Raw genomic sequence first — 16526 nt, 5'->3', positions numbered from 1 at the left:
AAAAACTAGCTTATGAAATAATCTAGTTTTTGTCTAAAATTAATATTTTATATATTTGTTATTGCGTAATAAAATAGTCTTCCCACGCCACGAAAAGGCTCTATCCCCATAGGCTGTTTTAAATTGTTTATTTGTCATGTGTTCTATTTCATTCACATCTAAGAGTGGCTCCAGGTGTTGAAATTCCTCAATAGGCGTAGTAGGAATATTTTGATTGTGGGGGCATACGTCTTGGCATTGATCACAACCAAATAGTAATGGAGATTTCCTGATGATGGATCGTTCCTCGTCAGTGAGATCTCCTTTTTTTTGCGTCAAATAGCTTTTACAAGTGTTGTATGTAAAATTGCTTTCACCTAAGCAATCTCCTAAACACGTTTCGATGCATCGGTTGCAGCCCAGGCAGGTTTCTTGGCTAGGTCTGTTTGGTTCTAAGTGCATCGTTGTTAAGATGGTACCAATGAAGACGTAGGAGCCCCACGTGGGATTAATGAAGCATTTATTTTTTCCGTAAAAGCCGAGGCCTGCTAAGTAGGCCATGTAACGATCAGCTAGAGGGCTCGTGTCGCAGTGGATGGAAAAGGATTCATTCTCATTAAGTGAGCGCAATTGGTCTACAAGTGTTTGTAAATATTTATTCACTACTACGTGATAGTCGGTACTCCATGTGTAGCGCGATAGATTGCTTGGACCATTGTGGGGGACGTAATAAGGGAATAAACAAACAATAGCGCTGCGCGGTATAAAATTAGATACTGGCTGTAACCGATTCTCTATATTGGGTTCTGTAAAAGGGCATGGATTTTCTTCGAAGAGAATCTGTCTCGCTTCTTTTGGTAATGGCCATGGTGCAACGCCTACGGCAGGGATGTGTATTTCATTACAAATTTTCTGTAAATTCATGTTTTTTACCATAGATTTAAAATCTCATAATTGATACAATGTATATATATAAGATGATTCCATAGGTCATCTCGCAGTACTCGGTGACACTCATTTGGTGCATCGCGAAGTCAATTGTTTTTAGTATACCATTGAGAGGACAGATTATGTTAGCCTTTTTGAAAGTATTACAACCGAAGACGGTAGAAGAGGCCTTTGAAATGGCCACAAAAAACAAGACTGCTCCTATGCTTGCTGGCGGATGCTGGTTGCGCTTAGGGCGTCGAACTTGGCCTGCTGTGATTGATATGGCAGGACTTGATTTGCGTTATGTTCGTGAAGAAGACAATGAGTTTGTAATTGGTGCTATGGCGACACAAGGTGATGTAGAACGTTTTGAACCGCTAAAACAATTCTGTGGTGGCGCTGTAGTCAATGGAGTAAAAGAGATTCTTGGTGTACAGTTTAGAAATATGGCTACTATGGGCGGTTCCGTAGCGAGTCGATTTGGCTTTTCTGATATTATCCCTGCTTTATTAGCCGTGCATGCAGATATTGTTACTTTTAACGGTGGCCGTATGTCTATGCAGGACTATATGAGTTACAAAGAGCGAGATATTTTGATGGAAATCCGCATTCCTAACAAAGAAGTTCCTGTTGCCATCGAGGCATTGCGCATTTCTCGAGGCGATTTCCCTGTGTTGACAGGTTCTATCCGTCGTGATGGAAATGCCTACGAGTTGTATATTGGCACTCGTCCAGGAGCCCCTCAATTAGCAGCAAAGGCAAGTGCTCTGCTTTCAGAAAAAGGATTGGACGGCGTAGCAGAAGCAGCGAAATTAGCATCGGAAGAATTAGTGTATCAAAAGAATTCTCATGCATCTAAGGAATATCGCGTAGAAATGGTGAAATCTATGGTACAACGATTAGTTAAGGAGGTGGCACAATAATGGAATTAGTATTGCATATTAATGGTAAAAATGTCACCGTCAATGTACCGACAGATGAAATGTTGCTCACTACATTGCGGAATTTGGGGTATTACAGCGTGCGTTGTGGCTGTGATACGACAAACTGCGGTTTATGTACTGTATGGGTAGATGATGAAATTACATTGTCTTGTGCATATCCTACATTCCGTGCGCCAGGTCACAACATTACGACTCTTGAAGGTTTGGAAGAAGAAGCTACGTTATTAGCAGAGTGTTTAGCCTCCGAAGGGGCCGATCAATGCGGATTCTGTACGACAGGCATGATGATGAGTGCCATTGCATTAAAACGGAGAAATCCGAGTGCTTCTGATGATGAAATTAGAGAATATTTAATTGGCAACCTCTGCCGTTGTACTGGTTATGCCTCCCAATTACGAGGTGTTCGCAAGTTTTTACAAGGAGGTCTATGATGAAATACGTTGGTAAGTCTTACGATAAAGTCGATGCCAAAGGGATTTTAAGTGGCAAACCTTCTTACACTGGCGATTTTGTGCCAAAAGATGCGCTCATTATTAAAGTGTTGCGTAGCCCTCACGCACAAGCCACTATTAAATCGATTGATACATCGAAGGCTAAATTGATTCCTGGCGTAGAAGCGATTTTCACTTATGAAGATGTACCTACTACACGATTTACCTTAGCCGGTCAAACTTATCCTGAACCATCTGCATACGATACGTTGATTTTAGAAAAAACAGTTCGTTATGTAGGTGATGAGGTAGCATTAATCGTTGCAAAAGATGAGGCCACGGCGTTAAAAGCGATGCCTCTTATTAAGGTTGAGTACGAAGTACATAAACCGGTTCTCGATATGCGTACGGCTATTGACCATGAAACAATAGTTCATCCAGAAGACGATATTTTTAACCATATTCCAGTAGGTCAAGATTATAAGCGTAATATTTGTGTATCTTACCATAAACGGGTAGGCGATGTAGACGGGGAATTGGCGAAATGTGACTATGTCGTAGAGGGGACATATTTTGACCAAGCGACACGCCAATCGGCGATGGAACCGTTCCAAAGTTACGGTTATATTGACCATTTAGGTCGTATCGTCATTGTTAGTTCTACACAAATCGTATTCCATGCCCGCCGTCATATTGCCTTTGCTTTAGGTATTCCAGCGTCTAAAGTACGCGTGATTAAACCTCGTATCGGCGGTGGTTTCGGATCTAAACAAACGGCGTGTACAGAAATTATGACTGCTTTCTGTGCTTGGAAATTACAAAAACCGGTGTATTTATTGTATGATCGCACAGAAGCGCAAACGTGTTCTACTACGCGTCATGCTCGTGAATGGTATATCCGCTTAGGAGCTACGAAAGACGGTATCATCCAAGTTATTGACATGGACTCTATTACTGATGCAGGGGCTCATGCAACGCATTGCTTTACTACAACTACAGCTGGTGAACATAAGTCCGTACCTTTGTACAATAAAGGGAAAGCAGTTCATTATGGTACCGAAGGGGTATATATGAATCATACACCAGGCGGGGCTTTCCGTGGTTATGGTGCCACAGAAGCATTGTGGCCCTTAGAATGTGCTGTAAACCGTTTAGCTGATGAAATGGGAATGGATCCAGCAGAATTGCGTCAAAAAAACTTGATTGCTGCTGGTGAGCGCAGTTTGGTGTATCATGATGACGAAATTATGGATTCTGGATTGTTCCAAGAAACCGTTAATAAAGTAAAAGAAATGGCTCGTTGGGATGAACGCCCTCATAGTTGGGATATTGATGAAAGATACCGCGGTGGTCTTGGTATGGCTCTTGCTTTACAAGGGTCTGGGGTAGCGAATATCGATGTTGCTTCTGTAGAAGTGCGTCTTGGTGATGATGGATTCTATACAATCTATACGGGTTCTTCTGACATGGGGATGGGGTCTAATACAGTACTTTCACAAATAGTTTGTGAAATTTTAGGCTGTCCTATGGACTATGTAACGGTTGTAGAATCTGATACTGATTCTGTACCGTTTGATCCAGGTTCTTACGCCTCTAGTACGACCTATGTAACTGGTACAGCAGCGCGTATGGCAGCAGAAGAGTTGCGCGAAAAAATTATTGGTAAATTAGCCTATTATATGGAAGTGCAACCAGAAGATATTGAATTTGATGGTGTTGTAGGGGTTACGAAAGATGGTTCTAAACAAATGACTGTCAAAGAAATGGCTCCTCAATTGATGGTTGGCGCCGATAAAGGGCAACAGTTAACTGGTTTTGCTACTTGGGGTAGCCACACTTCGCCACCTCCATTTATGGCATCTATTGCAGAAGTAAAAGTAGATAAACAAACTGGACAAGTTATACCATTGCATTTCTACTCTTGTGTAGATGCAGGGACTCTTGTAAATCCTAAATTATGTCGCGTCCAAGTGGAAGGCGGCGTCGTACAAGGTATTGGGATGGCTCTCTATGAAGACGTACGTTATTCCGAAAAAGGCCGCTTAGAAACAAGCAATTTTATGACTTATAAAATTCCAACTCGTCAAGATACCGGGGAATTGCATACAGAATTTGTTGAGTCTTATGAACCGACTGGCAGCTTCGGCGTAAAATCGATTGGTGAAGTCGTGATCAATACGGCTTGCCCAGCAATTCAATATGCCGTTAAAAATGCGGTAGGTGCCGATGTTCGTACATTGCCTATGACGCCAGAGAAGGTATTTATGGCTATGGACGAGAAATATAGAGTATAGTTCTTTTCCATTTTATGGAAGGGAATACTTCTAACTTGTACACATGAGGTGAGTTGTCCTTTTACAATCCTATAAAGGAGGCGTTTCCTATGGTATCTCAAACACAGTATTGGAATCGGTTGATTTCCCCAGGTATTGTGGCTCTCGTTGGGGCTGGCGGTAAAACGACGGTTTTGTCAAAATTAGTAGAATATGGACGCCTACAAGGGCAACCTGTCGTAGTAACTACGACAACTCATTTATACGAATCCCAGGTAGCTCAATATGAGCCTGTGTATGCTACAAATATTAATGAAATTGATGAGTATTGCACAAAACGGATCTTGAAGGGCTATTGCGGAGCTTGGTTTAGCGGTGTCACAGGGACGAAGGTAGACTCTGTAGATTGCGATACTATTGATAGCTTGAGTGCATTGCATCCAAATTGGCAAATCGTTGTCGAAGCAGATGGGGCTAGAGAAAAATGGTTGAAAGCACCAAAAGAGACTGAGCCGGTCATTCCAAAGACGACGAAAACGACCATTGGTGTCGTTAATTTACAAATGCTAGGAGCCCCATTGGATGAGGAACACGTACACAATATTGAATTAGTGCAATCCATTGTACATCGCGATACAGGGGCTATCGTAACGCCTCATATGCTGTCGCAAATCGTAACGCATCCGCAAGGTTTATTTCAATATAGCCGAGGCAAGAAAATATTGTTCTGTACTGGCTATGATACGGTACAACATCGTATTATTGAAAGTTTTATCGAACATGTAGTGGATAGCGATATTAGCGCTATTGTTTTAGCCGATGGATATAAGGCGAGTTGTGAAATTCGCCGCATTATCCAGTGTCGCTAGGTATTGTATATGGACATGAAATTACGTGAAAGCGCTCCCACTGGGAGCGCTCATTCACCGTTTGTTTCTCCTGTTGGCATTGTCCTTCTTGCTGCTGGACAATCAAAACGAATGGGAGTGAATAAACAATTATTACCTTGGAAAGGCAAAACCGTTCTTCATACCGTATGCCGCGCATTGCGCGAAGGATGGTTAAGCAGTATGGAAGAACAATTTGTGGAACATCAGTCCGTAGAAGGAGAATCCATAAACAGAGACCTTTCTAATCATCGTAAAAGAAACAAGTATTGTATTGGTGTGATTGGTCGTTGCGATAGCCAAGCGATGCAATCTATATTAGAAGAACAAGGATTTTTAGTGACCCGTAATGAACGACCAGAAGACGGTCAAGGTTCATCCATTGCATTGGGGGTAGAGCGATTAGTAGCAGAACAGGACGACCCATTAGATGGAGTTCTTTGTTCTGTAGCAGACCAACCTTTATTAACACCTATTGTTGTTCGTCAATTAATTGCTACTTTTCGTAGCAATCCTAATAGAGTCGATGGAGATGGACTATGTCGCTCCATTGTAGTTCCTCTTTATGGTCCTTCGCGCAGAATAGGCAATCCTGTTGTATTTGGATCCTACTGGTTCGATGCGTTAAGACATATTGAAGGGGACCAAGGAGGGAAAACGATTATACATGGCCCTGGAAAAGAATATGTACAATATGTATGGATTTCTGATGATATTGGGGACGATGTAGATACGCCGGAGGACTTTCAGCGTATTCGTAATCGTGAAAGCGAGGATGTATGAAACCATTAGTACTCATGCGCGGTGGCGGCGATATTGCGTCCGGCGCTGTATATCGATTGTGGCGAGCAGGATATCCTGTAGTGATCAATGAAATCGCCATACCTACGATGATTCGTCGCGAAGTATGTTATGGCAATGCCGTTCATATAGGCGAAATGATTTTAGAACGATTAGTTGCGCGGCATGTGTCGCTAGAAGATATACATGAAACCTTAGCAAAAGGGATTATTCCTGTAGTGACTTGTTCTTACGAAGAATTGTTGGATACTATTAAACCAGATATTGTAGTAGAAGGTATTTTGGCAAAACGCAATGTAGGAACAAACCGCTTAGATGCGCCTTTTGTGATTGGTATTGGACCAGGATTTAAAGCTGGCGAAGATGTTAATGTTGTCATTGAAACGATGCGTGGACATTATTTAGGACGTTGTATTTACGACGGAGAAGCAGAACCTAATACGGGCATTCCTGGCAATGTAGGGGGCTACACTCATGAGCGGGTCATCCATTCACCAAAAGCCGGTCTATTTACTGCTAAACGACATATCGGTGATTCTGTACAAGCCAATGAAGTGATTGGTTATGTCGATGATGAACCGGTGCGGGCTAAGATTACTGGCATCTTACGAGGCATATTGAAGAGTGGTCTCATGGTAACAGACCATTTTAAATTAGCCGATGTGGATGCTCGTTGTGAAGAAGCACATTGTTATAGTATTTCAGATAAATCTCTTGCTGTTGGTGGCGGTGTCTTAGAAGCTGTAACGGCTTGGGACAATGAAAGGAATCGAGATGGAAACTATATATGATATTATGAAATCCCGATTGCAAGTGGTAGAACAAACCTATATGGTCACTATTTTATCGGGGCCTAGAGAAGGGGATAAAACGATTTACAGCGAAGCTGGCGAAGTATTATATGGTGAAGCTGTAGAGGGTTTTTCCATAGCTGATGTAAAACCGAATGCTTTATGTCTATTAGAAGGTGTAGAATGTTTCGTACAGCCAGTGGAAAAAGATCCTTCTGTATTAGTACTTGGCGCTGGGCATGTAAGTCGTGCCATTACTGATTTACTTTTATTTATTGGATGCCGTGTTACTGTTGTAGATGATCGACCAGAATATGTGGTACCTGAATTTTTCGATTCTCGAGTAACGCGTAAATGTTTACCGTTAGATAATTTTAAAGATGCTTTAGACCTTAATGAATATAATGGCTTTATTGTCGTTACGAGAGCTCATGAGTTTGATAATGCTGCCTTAGATCAATTGCGTGAACAATTACCTACCTATATGGGGGTAATGGGCAGTCAACAACGAGTGCACTACGCATTGGAAAATTTGAAAGCTCAAGGGTGGACGCAAGAAGAGCTGGATATGATTTATGCGCCCATTGGTCTTGATTTAGGGGCTCAAACACCAGAGGAAATTGCGCTGTCTATTGTAAGTGAATATTTAGCTGTTGTACGAGGTAAAAAAGGTCAGTTTTTACGGAAAGGGAGAGTGAACCATGAATCGTGAGTTTGTAGAGTATTTAAGTGCCCGACAAGATGAGACCTTGGCAGTGGCCACTATCCTTAAAACGAATGGATCTACACCGCGTAAAGCAGGTGTATCTATGGTTGTGTTTCCTGATGGATCCATCTTTGGTACTATTGGTGGAGGGCGTGCAGAAAATGAAATTCGCTTGAGCGCGGTGGACTCTATCGAAAAAAAAGAAAAACATCGCCGCATCGAGGTCTTATTAAATGATGACGTAGCCGTTAAAGAAGGTATGGTTTGTGGCGGCCGTATGGATGTATGGATCGAAACACAAAATGTGTAATTGATATCATAGATGAGTGATATTACAATATATTCTGAAGGTTTCTTATCAGAATGATAGTATTCAAAATAGTTTTATAATTTACAGTACTAATAAAATACGATAAAATATAAGGTACAGCTAATGAGGCTGTACCTTATTTATTTTGCAAGGAGATACCTATGCATTTTCAATCGCTTATACATACCTTTAGGGTGTTGGATGTTATCGATATCATCACTGTAGCTATTGGTATTTACTATATGTACAAGCTCCTCAAAGATACGCGGGCCGTATCGTTGTTAAAGGGCTTACTTATGTTAAGTATTCTCAATTTAATCAGTCATGTGTTGAATCTATACGTAATTAACTGGATTCTACAACAAGGGATGACAGTTCTCCTCTTTGCCTTACCAGTCGTATTCCAACCAGAATTGCGCCGTGCTTTAGAGCAATTAGGGCGAGGTCGTATTTTCTCGAAAGCACAAAACGTTAATGACGAAGAAATGGACCTTGTTATCGACGAAGTCATGTCTGCGGCTAAAGCCATGTCCAGAGAAAATACAGGGGCTCTCATCGTATTTGAACGGGAAGTCGGACTCAATGACTTTATCGATACAGGTATTCTTGTTGATGCCGTAGTCAGTCGAGAATTGATTAAAAATATTTTCGTTCCTAGTACACCACTTCACGATGGCGCTATGATTATCCGCAATGGTCGCATTCAAGCAGCTGGCTGTTTGTTGCCATTAACGGAAGACCGTACATTGAGTACTGAATTGGGGACTCGTCATCGCGCTGCTATCGGTTTGACAGAACAAACAGATGCGGTGGTTATCGTTGTTAGTGAAGAAACAGGAACGATTTCGTATACGTATGGCGGTCATATTTACCGTCATCTTCCAGAAGATCAAATTAAAGAGGCTCTTCGTACATTTATGGAACGTCCTCGTCAAAATATTACTAGCAAATGGAAATGGGGGCGTAAAAAATGATGAAACATTTCAAACGCAATTGGGTTGCGAAAATTTTATCCCTCTTAATGGCTATCGTCATGTGGTTTTTCATTATGCGTGATCAAAACCCAGTGATGGATGTATCCTATACGGTGCCAGTACAAATTCAAAATTTGGCATCTAACTACATTGTTGAAGATGCGCCAGAAGTGGTGCGTGTTACTTTGAGTGGCCCACGGGACACGATTATTTCTATGAGGGAAGATCATTTGAAAGCTTATATTGATGCCTCTGGTGTAGGGGTAGGTCAAAATAACGTAACCATTCAGTTTACTCCTCCGGCAGGTATGACAGTGACGAATCTTCGACCTGAAAACATTACGCTGCAAGTCGATGAATACGCAGAAAAAACATTGCCTGTAGAAATCGTACCTGTTGGTAAGTGGCCAGATGATATTGCTCTTAAATCGGTAACTATCATTCCAAAAGAAGTGACTGTATCGGGCCGTAAACAACAAGTTATGGCCGCAGCACGGGTGATTATGAAAGTCAATACAGAAGGTAGAACAGAGAACTTTAGCACCGTAGAAGATCTGGAAACATGGGATGCTAATGGTAATATCTTAAATGTTCATACTACGCCTGCTATTGGACAAGCGCAATACGAATTGAACTTCTTGCGTAAAGAGAAGGCTCTTCCTGTGACAGTGGCGACAGTAGGAGATGTGCCAGAAGGTTACGAAATTAAAAGTATTACTGTAACACCAACACAGTTGACTATTTCTGGTCGTGCCGAAGTGGTAGATAGCGTGATTGATATTAGAACAGAAGATATTGATGTGTCCAATGCTACAACTACCATCACAGGGGCTTACAATATTGTATTCCCTGATGGTATTACGAGCAGAACTACAACAGTACAAGTTAAAATTGAAATCGCTAGAAAAGCGGAATAAATTCCATATATCCATAGCATATCCATGAGGTCATTCCTCATGGATATTCCTATGAAAGGAAACACTATGATTAGAATTATTAATCTTCGCGTTGCTGTTACTGTACAATCCAGCATCGAAGACATCGTTGAAAAGAAATACCCTCAATTTAGAGGGCACATTGAAGCAGTGCACGTCGTGCGCCGTGCCGTAGATGCGCGGAAAAAACCGAATATCGTCTTTGTCTATACACTGTTTGTGGAAGCCCGCAACGAAGCACAGATTATGAAAAAACTGGGCAAACATAAAGATATATCCCTTTTTACGCCAGAAGATCCGGAACCAATTGTACATGGTAAAGTACCATTAGCCCATCGACCTGTTGTCATGGGGTTTGGTCCAGCTGGTATGTTGGCGGCTTTTTACTTGGCTCGTGAAGGGTATAAGCCTATCGTCTTAGAACGAGGCCAAGATGTAGATACCCGAAGCCATGATGTCGAAACATTTTGGAAGACGGGGGCTTTCAAAGAAGAATCGAATGTACAATTTGGCGAAGGTGGAGCAGGCACGTTTTCTGATGGGAAATTGACGACTCGCATTACACATCCACGATTACATGAAATCTCTAAATATTTCGTCGAATTTGGAGCGCCAGAAGAAATCCTATATAAGCATAAACCTCATGTAGGGACTGATAAATTGCGTCATATGGTAAAAGCCATGCGAGAACGCATTATCCAGTGGGGCGGTGAAGTGCGATTCGGCGCAAAAGTAAGCGATTTGTTCATAGAAAATGACCGCATTGTAGGGGTTGAGGTGAATGGGTCCGAGCGTATTGATACTACTGTAGTGCTCTCTGGCATAGGCCATAGTGCTCGTGATACCTATGAAATGTTCCATAAGCGCGGCATAGATATGGAAGCAAAGCCTTTTGCTATTGGTGTTCGCATCGAGCATCCACAATCGCTTATCGACCATTCTCAATACGGTGTAGAACCAGAAAGCTTAGGCCTTGGTGCAGCAGAATATTCGTTGGTGTATCATGATAAAGAAACAGGTCGTACTGCTTATAGTTTCTGCATGTGCCCTGGAGGACAAGTAGTAGCGTCTGCGTCTGAGCAGGGTGGTGTCGTTACAAACGGTATGAGTCTATATGCTCGTGATAGTGGTGTAGCTAATAGTGCTATTGTGGTCAATGTAGGGCCAGATGATTTTGGAAATCATCCGTTAGATGGCGTTGCTTTCCAACGAGAGTGGGAGCGAAAAGCTTATGAGTTAGGTGGCTCTAATTTTAATGCGCCAGCTCAGACTGTAGGCTGTTTCCTCGGTCATATAAGCGATAAAGATGTAGACGATAGCGTACATAGCTATGAGCCGCAAATTGTACGAGCAGATTTACATCGATGCTTACCAGACTTTGTATCTGACGTGTTAGAGCGAGCGCTTCCCTATTGGGGGCGCCGTATTAAAGGTTTTGATGGTAATGATATCTGTATGACTGGCGTTGAAACGAGAACGTCTGCACCGCTTCGTATCGGTCGCAATGAACAGCGCATGTCTCCAACCGTACATGGATTATATCCTATGGGCGAAGGGGCAGGTTATGCTGGTGGTATTATGAGTGCTGCTCTTGATGGAGCGGAAACAGCCATTGCTTGTATGGGTATTTATAGTCAACCTGTAGAATAGTAAATAAGTTTAATCGTATATAGTATGGAGGATCCTATGGCTCGATTATTTGGCACCGATGGAGTGCGTGGTGTAGTAAATGAATTCCTGACGCCTGAGCTGGCTTATCATTTAGGTCGTGCAGGGGCAACGTATTTTGGCAAAGAAAAAGAGAAACCTACATTTTTAGTAGGATCTGATACGCGTATTTCTAGCCCTATGCTTGAAAGTGCGATAGCAGCTGGTATTTGTGCAGCTGGTGGTAATGTTGTGATGGCAGGAACCCTTCCAACACCAGCAGTGGCTTATCTTGTGCGGACAGAAGGTTTTGATGCAGGGGTTATGATTTCTGCCTCTCATAATCCATTTCCTGATAATGGTATTAAATTCTTTGATGGAAATGGTTTTAAATTGCCTGATGATGTGGAAGATCAATTAGAAGCCTATGTACATGAAAGTGCTAATAATGAATTGCCTCGCCCTACGGGTGATGGTATCGGGACTATTGAAGTAAAAATGGACTTAGTGCGTCATTACGGTGAATTTGTACGTAGTACGGTGCAAACTAGCTTAGAAGGACTAACCATTGTATACGATGGTGCTAATGGTGCTGCTTCTGCCATCGGTCCAGATATTTTAACTGGTCTAGGTGCCAATGTAATTGCTATCAATATTGGCCCAGATGGACAAAATATTAATCGTCAATGTGGATCTACACATCTCGAAGGTTTACAAGAGGCTGTGAAAGCGCATAAGGCTGATTTAGGTATTGCTAATGATGGTGATGCGGATCGCTGCTTATTGGTAGACGAAAACGGAGATATCCTTGATGGCGACCAAATCATGCTCCTTTGTGCGTTGAAATTGAAAGAAGAAGGTAAGCTCAAAGAAGACACTATCGTCGGTACTGTTATGAGTAATATTGGCTTTCACAAAGCAGCTGAAGAATTAGGTATGAAAACAGTGTCTACCGCAGTTGGTGACCGCTATGTATTGGAATATATGCGAGAACATAATCTTTCTATCGGTGGTGAACAATCTGGTCACGTCATTTTCTTAGATTATAATACTACTGGCGATGGTATGCTCACGGCCGTACAAGTGGCAGCATTGGTGAAAGAAAAAGGAAAACCATTGTCTGAATTAGCGAGTATTATGACGAAATACCCACAAGTTCTTATTAATGTACGCGTAGCTACAAAAACAGGTTGGGATAGCAATGATATTATCAAAGCGGCTATCGTTACAGCAGAAGGAGAACTTGGCGATGAAGGCCGCGTTCTTGTTCGCGCTTCTGGTACAGAACCACTTATCCGTGTTATGGCTGAAGGCCCTCGTTTAGATGAGTTACAAGCGTTGACGCAAGAAATTGCTGATATTATCGGTAGAGAGCAAGGATTGGCGGAGTAATATCTAATAGCGCTACAATAGTATATATAGAAAATGCTTGGTCCTATTCGTAGGGCCAAGCATTTGTATTTGTATTGACAGATTTAGTATAATATAAGTTAGTATAGCTTTCACTATACATCTGCCATATATAACAGAAAGGAGTTCCTAATTCGTAAAGGCGAATAGCGCATGTACCCTCGAGGGCAGTCGTAAGGGTAGACGAGGAGAAGAGTTGTCGAGTAATCAGCGGATGCTCTTCCGGCATGTTCATGTCGTAACAAATACTAAAAAGGCCTCTGGTAAGAGGGGAGACAAAAGGTATTTGAGTGAACTTAGAATTAATAGTACAGCCTTAGTGCTTTCGACTGGGGCGTAAGGCCCCTATATAGGAGGATATAATATGTGTGGTATCGTAGGATACATCGGTTTTAATGAAGCATCTGATTTCTTGTTGGACGGTATGGAAAAATTAGAATACCGCGGTTATGATTCTGCCGGTATTGCTGTTATCGGTGCTGATAATGTCATTAAGATTCAGAAAAAGGTAGGTCGTTTATCTAATTTAGCGGCTATTGTGAAAGCAGATCCAAATCCAGGAACTGTAGGTATTGGTCATACTCGTTGGGCTACGCATGGTCGTCCATCTGATATGAATTCGCACCCACATGCTAGTGAAGATCATAAATTTGCTGTAGTACACAATGGTATCATTGAAAACTATATGCCTTTAAAAGAAGAATTAATCGCGAAAGGTTACGAATTCAAATCTGAAACAGATACAGAAGTAGTAGCGCATTTATTAGCGGATATGTACGATGGTGACTTTGTAGGTACTGTACGTCGTATGCTCGACCGTGTTGACGGTGCGTATGCATTAGGCATTATCTGCAGTGATGAACCAGATAAAATTATTTGTACGAAAAAAGAAAATCCATTAGTTATCGGTTTAGGAAAAGGGGAAAACTTCATTGCCTCCGATATTCCAGCTATCATCAATTACACGCGGGATACATATATTTTAAACGATGGTGAATTAGCTATCGTAACGCGTGATAGCGTAGCCATATCTGATCGCAACGGCAATCCAGTAGATAAAGAAATTTACCATGTAACATGGAATGCAGAGGCTGCTGAAAAAGGCGGTTATGAACATTTCATGTTGAAAGAAATTCATGACCAACCTAAAGCAGTACGCGATACATTTGGTACGCATATTTCTGAAGACGGTAAAACAGTTGTCTTTGAAGAATTAAACTGGACTGCAGAAGATGTAGCGGCTTTCAATAAAATCCTTATCGTTGCTTGCGGTACTGCATACCATGCAGGTCTTGTAACGAAACAATATATCGAGAAGTTAGCACGTATTCCAGTAGATGTGGAAATCGCTTCTGAATATCGTTATAGCGATCCATTAACAGATGATAAAACATTGTGTATCGTTATTAGCCAATCTGGTGAAACATCGGATACATTGGCAGCGTTAAAAGAAGCTAAACGTTTAGGCGCTAAATCCTTGGCTATTACTAATGTGGTAGGCTCTAGTATTTCTCGTGAAGCAGACCAAACTGTATATACTTGGGCTGGTCCAGAAATTTCTGTAGCGTCCACAAAAGCGTATACAACACAATTAGTAGCAGGTCTATTGTTAGCTGTGTACATTGGTCAATTAAATGGCAAAATGGACTCTGCTGTAGGCGCTGATATCTTAGCAGGTGTGAAAGAATTACCAAACTTGATTCACGAAATTTTCGAAGTAGACGAAGAAATGAAAGCCTTTGCTAAACATTATGGCTTCAAATCTGATGCTTTCTTCTTAGGTCGTGGCATTGATTATGCTGTAGCAATGGAAGGTTCTTTGAAATTGAAAGAGATTTCCTACATCCACGCAGAAGCATACGCTGGCGGTGAATTGAAACATGGTACATTAGCTCTTATTGAGGAAGGCGTACCAGTTATTGCTCTAGCTACACAAGAAGATGTATACGATAAAATGATCAGTAATATTCGCGAAGTAAAAGCTCGTGAAGCTGTTGTTATCGGTATCGGCATGAAAGGTGACGAAGAATTATCGAAACACGTAGACCATACCATTTATGTGCCTCGTGCCAATAAATTCATCGCTCCTATTTTAGCAGTTGTACCGTTGCAATTATTAGCTTATTATGCAGCTATTACACGCGGTGCTGATGTTGATAAACCACGTAACTTAGCGAAATCTGTTACTGTAGAGTAGTTAATAAATATCCCGTACACTATGTATCTTTCATGAGATACTATCTATTCTTTATAGGAATGATTACAGGATATCCATATAATTTGACTGGACATGCAATGTAATATGTCGTCTGATAGGAGTTTATTATGTCTGTTATTTTTTCCGGCATTCAACCGAGTGGGGAGTTGACCTTAGGTAATTATCTAGGGGCGCTACGTAATTTCTTAGATTACCAAGATAGTGATGAATGTTACTATTGTATTGTTAATCAACATGCTATTACAGTGCCACAAGATCCAAAAGAATTGTTGCACAATACGCGCAGCTTAGCGGCTATTTACTTAGCAGCTGGTCTCGACCCTAAGAAAGTAACTCTATTCGTCCAATCAGAAGTACCAGAACATGTACAATTAGGCTGGATTATGCAGTCTATTAGCTATGTAGGTGAACTAGAGCGGATGACACAATATAAAGACAAAGCGCAAAAACAAGGGGAATCTATTCCTACTGCTTTGTTAACGTACCCACCGTTGATGGCGGCGGATATCTTACTATACGGTACAAACTATGTGCCAGTAGGGGATGATCAAAAGCAGCATATGGAATTGACTCGCGATTTGGCAGAACGTTTTAACCGTCGATTTGGTGAAACTTTCGTCGTGCCAGATATTAAAATATCTGAAGGTGGCGCTCGCATTATGAGCTTACAAGAACCGACTAAAAAAATGAGTAAATCTGATGAAAACCAAAATGCCACCATTCGATTACTAGATACGCCAGATCAAATCATTAAAAAATTAAAACGAGCGCAAACCGATTCAGATAACGCTGTTCGCTTTGATAAAGAAAACAAACCAGGTATTTCTAATTTGATGGGCATTTACCGAGCTATTACAAAAGATAGCTATGAAGCTATCGAAGACATGTATGCTGGTAAAGGCTATGGTGCTTTTAAATCCGATATTGCTGATTTAGTCGTATCAGTGTTGGAACCATTGCAACAACGCTATCATGAACTCATTGAAAGCCCTGAATTAGATAGCATTCTCGATGAAGGTGCAGCGAAAGCGCAAGCGAAAGCGAGCATTATGTATGGCAAAGTTATTCAAGCCATGGGGTTGCGTCGTAAATAATAGGTTTTGTATTTGCCTGAATAATTCATTTAGCACCAATCACTTATGTGATTGGTGCTATTTTTATAGTAAGGTCGATCTTCTATTTAGATGGTAAAATATAAGGGAATATGATGAATAAAGGTTCTATAATAAATGTTGGGGTGTCACCATCAAGGTGGCACAACCAACATTATTTTTTTGCAAAAAAAATAAG

At 41.4% G+C, this 16526-nt stretch carries 15 protein-coding genes; 14 read left to right on the top strand and 1 reads right to left on the bottom strand.

Annotation, left to right across the window (positions count from 1 at the left end):
* Positions 1-39: 39 nt before the first annotated feature.
* Entirely contained in the window at positions 40-915 is an 876-nt protein-coding gene (locus NFR29_RS06575) for an epoxyqueuosine reductase (RefSeq protein WP_251424735.1), read from the bottom strand.
* A 134-nt stretch (positions 916-1049) separates the two neighbouring features.
* Here NFR29_RS06575 and NFR29_RS06570 point away from each other — a divergent pair, with 134 nt between their 5' ends.
* From NFR29_RS06570 to trpS, 14 genes are all read left to right on the top strand, one after another.
* Positions 1050-1832, top strand: coding sequence for an FAD binding domain-containing protein (locus NFR29_RS06570; protein WP_251424733.1), 783 nt, complete (start codon positions 1050-1052; stop codon positions 1830-1832).
* A complete protein-coding gene (locus NFR29_RS06565) occupies positions 1832-2284 on the top strand; it encodes a (2Fe-2S)-binding protein (RefSeq protein WP_251424731.1) in 453 nt (150 codons plus the stop codon). Before NFR29_RS06570 ends, NFR29_RS06565 begins: the two co-directional genes overlap by 1 nt.
* Entirely contained in the window at positions 2284-4578 is a 2295-nt protein-coding gene (locus tag NFR29_RS06560; RefSeq protein ID WP_338146906.1) for a xanthine dehydrogenase family protein molybdopterin-binding subunit, read from the top strand. Before NFR29_RS06565 ends, NFR29_RS06560 begins: the two co-directional genes overlap by 1 nt.
* A gap of 89 nt (positions 4579-4667) precedes the next feature.
* Positions 4668-5426 carry a selenium cofactor biosynthesis protein YqeC gene (gene yqeC, locus NFR29_RS06555; RefSeq protein ID WP_251424726.1) on the top strand — a complete coding sequence of 253 codons (759 nt, stop codon included), beginning with the start codon at positions 4668-4670 and terminating at the stop codon, positions 5424-5426.
* 15 nt (positions 5427-5441) lie between these two features.
* Positions 5442-6227, top strand: a complete 786-nt coding sequence (locus NFR29_RS06550) for a nucleotidyltransferase family protein (protein WP_420908281.1) — start codon at positions 5442-5444, stop codon at positions 6225-6227.
* The gene (gene yqeB, locus NFR29_RS06545) at positions 6224-7036 is read left to right on the top strand and encodes a selenium-dependent molybdenum cofactor biosynthesis protein YqeB (RefSeq protein WP_251424722.1); all 813 of its coding nucleotides are present in this window, start codon (positions 6224-6226) and stop codon (positions 7034-7036) included. Before NFR29_RS06550 ends, yqeB begins: the two co-directional genes overlap by 4 nt.
* Complete coding sequence (locus NFR29_RS06540) at positions 7020-7748, top strand: XdhC family protein (RefSeq protein WP_251424820.1); 729 nt, start codon at positions 7020-7022, stop codon at positions 7746-7748. Before yqeB ends, NFR29_RS06540 begins: the two co-directional genes overlap by 17 nt.
* Entirely contained in the window at positions 7738-8052 is a 315-nt protein-coding gene (locus NFR29_RS06535; RefSeq protein ID WP_251424721.1) for an XdhC family protein, read from the top strand. Before NFR29_RS06540 ends, NFR29_RS06535 begins: the two co-directional genes overlap by 11 nt.
* A gap of 161 nt (positions 8053-8213) precedes the next feature.
* Complete coding sequence (gene cdaA / locus NFR29_RS06530; protein ID WP_251424719.1) at positions 8214-9026, top strand: diadenylate cyclase CdaA; 813 nt, start codon at positions 8214-8216, stop codon at positions 9024-9026.
* Positions 9023-9943: a CdaR family protein gene (locus tag NFR29_RS06525; protein WP_251424717.1), complete on the top strand. Its 921-nt coding sequence runs from the start codon at positions 9023-9025 to the stop codon at positions 9941-9943. The genes cdaA and NFR29_RS06525 overlap by 4 nt, the downstream gene beginning before the upstream one ends.
* 66 nt (positions 9944-10009) lie before the next feature.
* Positions 10010-11611 carry an NAD(P)/FAD-dependent oxidoreductase gene (locus NFR29_RS06520; RefSeq protein WP_251424715.1) on the top strand — a complete coding sequence of 534 codons (1602 nt, stop codon included), beginning with the start codon at positions 10010-10012 and terminating at the stop codon, positions 11609-11611.
* Between the two features lie 36 nt (positions 11612-11647).
* Complete coding sequence (gene glmM / locus NFR29_RS06515) at positions 11648-13000, top strand: phosphoglucosamine mutase (protein WP_251424713.1); 1353 nt, start codon at positions 11648-11650, stop codon at positions 12998-13000.
* 382 nt (positions 13001-13382) lie between these two features.
* Positions 13383-15215: a glutamine--fructose-6-phosphate transaminase (isomerizing) gene (gene glmS, locus NFR29_RS06510; RefSeq protein WP_251424710.1), complete on the top strand. Its 1833-nt coding sequence runs from the start codon at positions 13383-13385 to the stop codon at positions 15213-15215.
* 128 nt (positions 15216-15343) lie between these two features.
* The gene (gene trpS, locus NFR29_RS06505; protein WP_251424708.1) at positions 15344-16330 is read left to right on the top strand and encodes a tryptophan--tRNA ligase; all 987 of its coding nucleotides are present in this window, start codon (positions 15344-15346) and stop codon (positions 16328-16330) included.
* The last annotated feature ends 196 nt before the right edge of the window (positions 16331-16526 follow it).

Origin of the sequence: Veillonella agrestimuris (assembly GCF_943193065.1) — a bacterium.
Classification (GTDB): domain Bacteria; phylum Bacillota; class Negativicutes; order Veillonellales; family Veillonellaceae; genus Veillonella; species Veillonella agrestimuris.
Note: the sequence above shows the minus strand (reverse complement) of the source record. Positions and strands in the feature narration are given on the sequence as shown.

Excerpts from the sequence above, each read along its gene's own strand:
- NFR29_RS06575 (WP_251424735.1), bottom strand. The coding sequence starts at position 915 with ATGGTAAAAAACATGAATTTACAGAAAATTTGTAATGAAATACACATC.
- NFR29_RS06570 (WP_251424733.1), top strand. The coding sequence starts at position 1,050 with ATGTTAGCCTTTTTGAAAGTATTACAACCGAAGACGGTAGAAGAGGCC.
- NFR29_RS06565 (WP_251424731.1), top strand. The coding sequence starts at position 1,832 with ATGGAATTAGTATTGCATATTAATGGTAAAAATGTCACCGTCAATGTA.
- NFR29_RS06560 (WP_338146906.1), top strand. The coding sequence starts at position 2,284 with ATGAAATACGTTGGTAAGTCTTACGATAAAGTCGATGCCAAAGGGATT.
- yqeC (WP_251424726.1), top strand. The coding sequence starts at position 4,668 with ATGGTATCTCAAACACAGTATTGGAATCGGTTGATTTCCCCAGGTATT.
- NFR29_RS06550 (WP_420908281.1), top strand. The coding sequence starts at position 5,442 with ATGAAATTACGTGAAAGCGCTCCCACTGGGAGCGCTCATTCACCGTTT.
- yqeB (WP_251424722.1), top strand. The coding sequence starts at position 6,224 with ATGAAACCATTAGTACTCATGCGCGGTGGCGGCGATATTGCGTCCGGC.
- NFR29_RS06540 (WP_251424820.1), top strand. The coding sequence starts at position 7,020 with ATGGAAACTATATATGATATTATGAAATCCCGATTGCAAGTGGTAGAA.
- NFR29_RS06535 (WP_251424721.1), top strand. The coding sequence starts at position 7,738 with ATGAATCGTGAGTTTGTAGAGTATTTAAGTGCCCGACAAGATGAGACC.
- cdaA (WP_251424719.1), top strand. The coding sequence starts at position 8,214 with ATGCATTTTCAATCGCTTATACATACCTTTAGGGTGTTGGATGTTATC.
- NFR29_RS06525 (WP_251424717.1), top strand. The coding sequence starts at position 9,023 with ATGATGAAACATTTCAAACGCAATTGGGTTGCGAAAATTTTATCCCTC.
- NFR29_RS06520 (WP_251424715.1), top strand. The coding sequence starts at position 10,010 with ATGATTAGAATTATTAATCTTCGCGTTGCTGTTACTGTACAATCCAGC.
- glmM (WP_251424713.1), top strand. The coding sequence starts at position 11,648 with ATGGCTCGATTATTTGGCACCGATGGAGTGCGTGGTGTAGTAAATGAA.
- glmS (WP_251424710.1), top strand. The coding sequence starts at position 13,383 with ATGTGTGGTATCGTAGGATACATCGGTTTTAATGAAGCATCTGATTTC.
- trpS (WP_251424708.1), top strand. The coding sequence starts at position 15,344 with ATGTCTGTTATTTTTTCCGGCATTCAACCGAGTGGGGAGTTGACCTTA.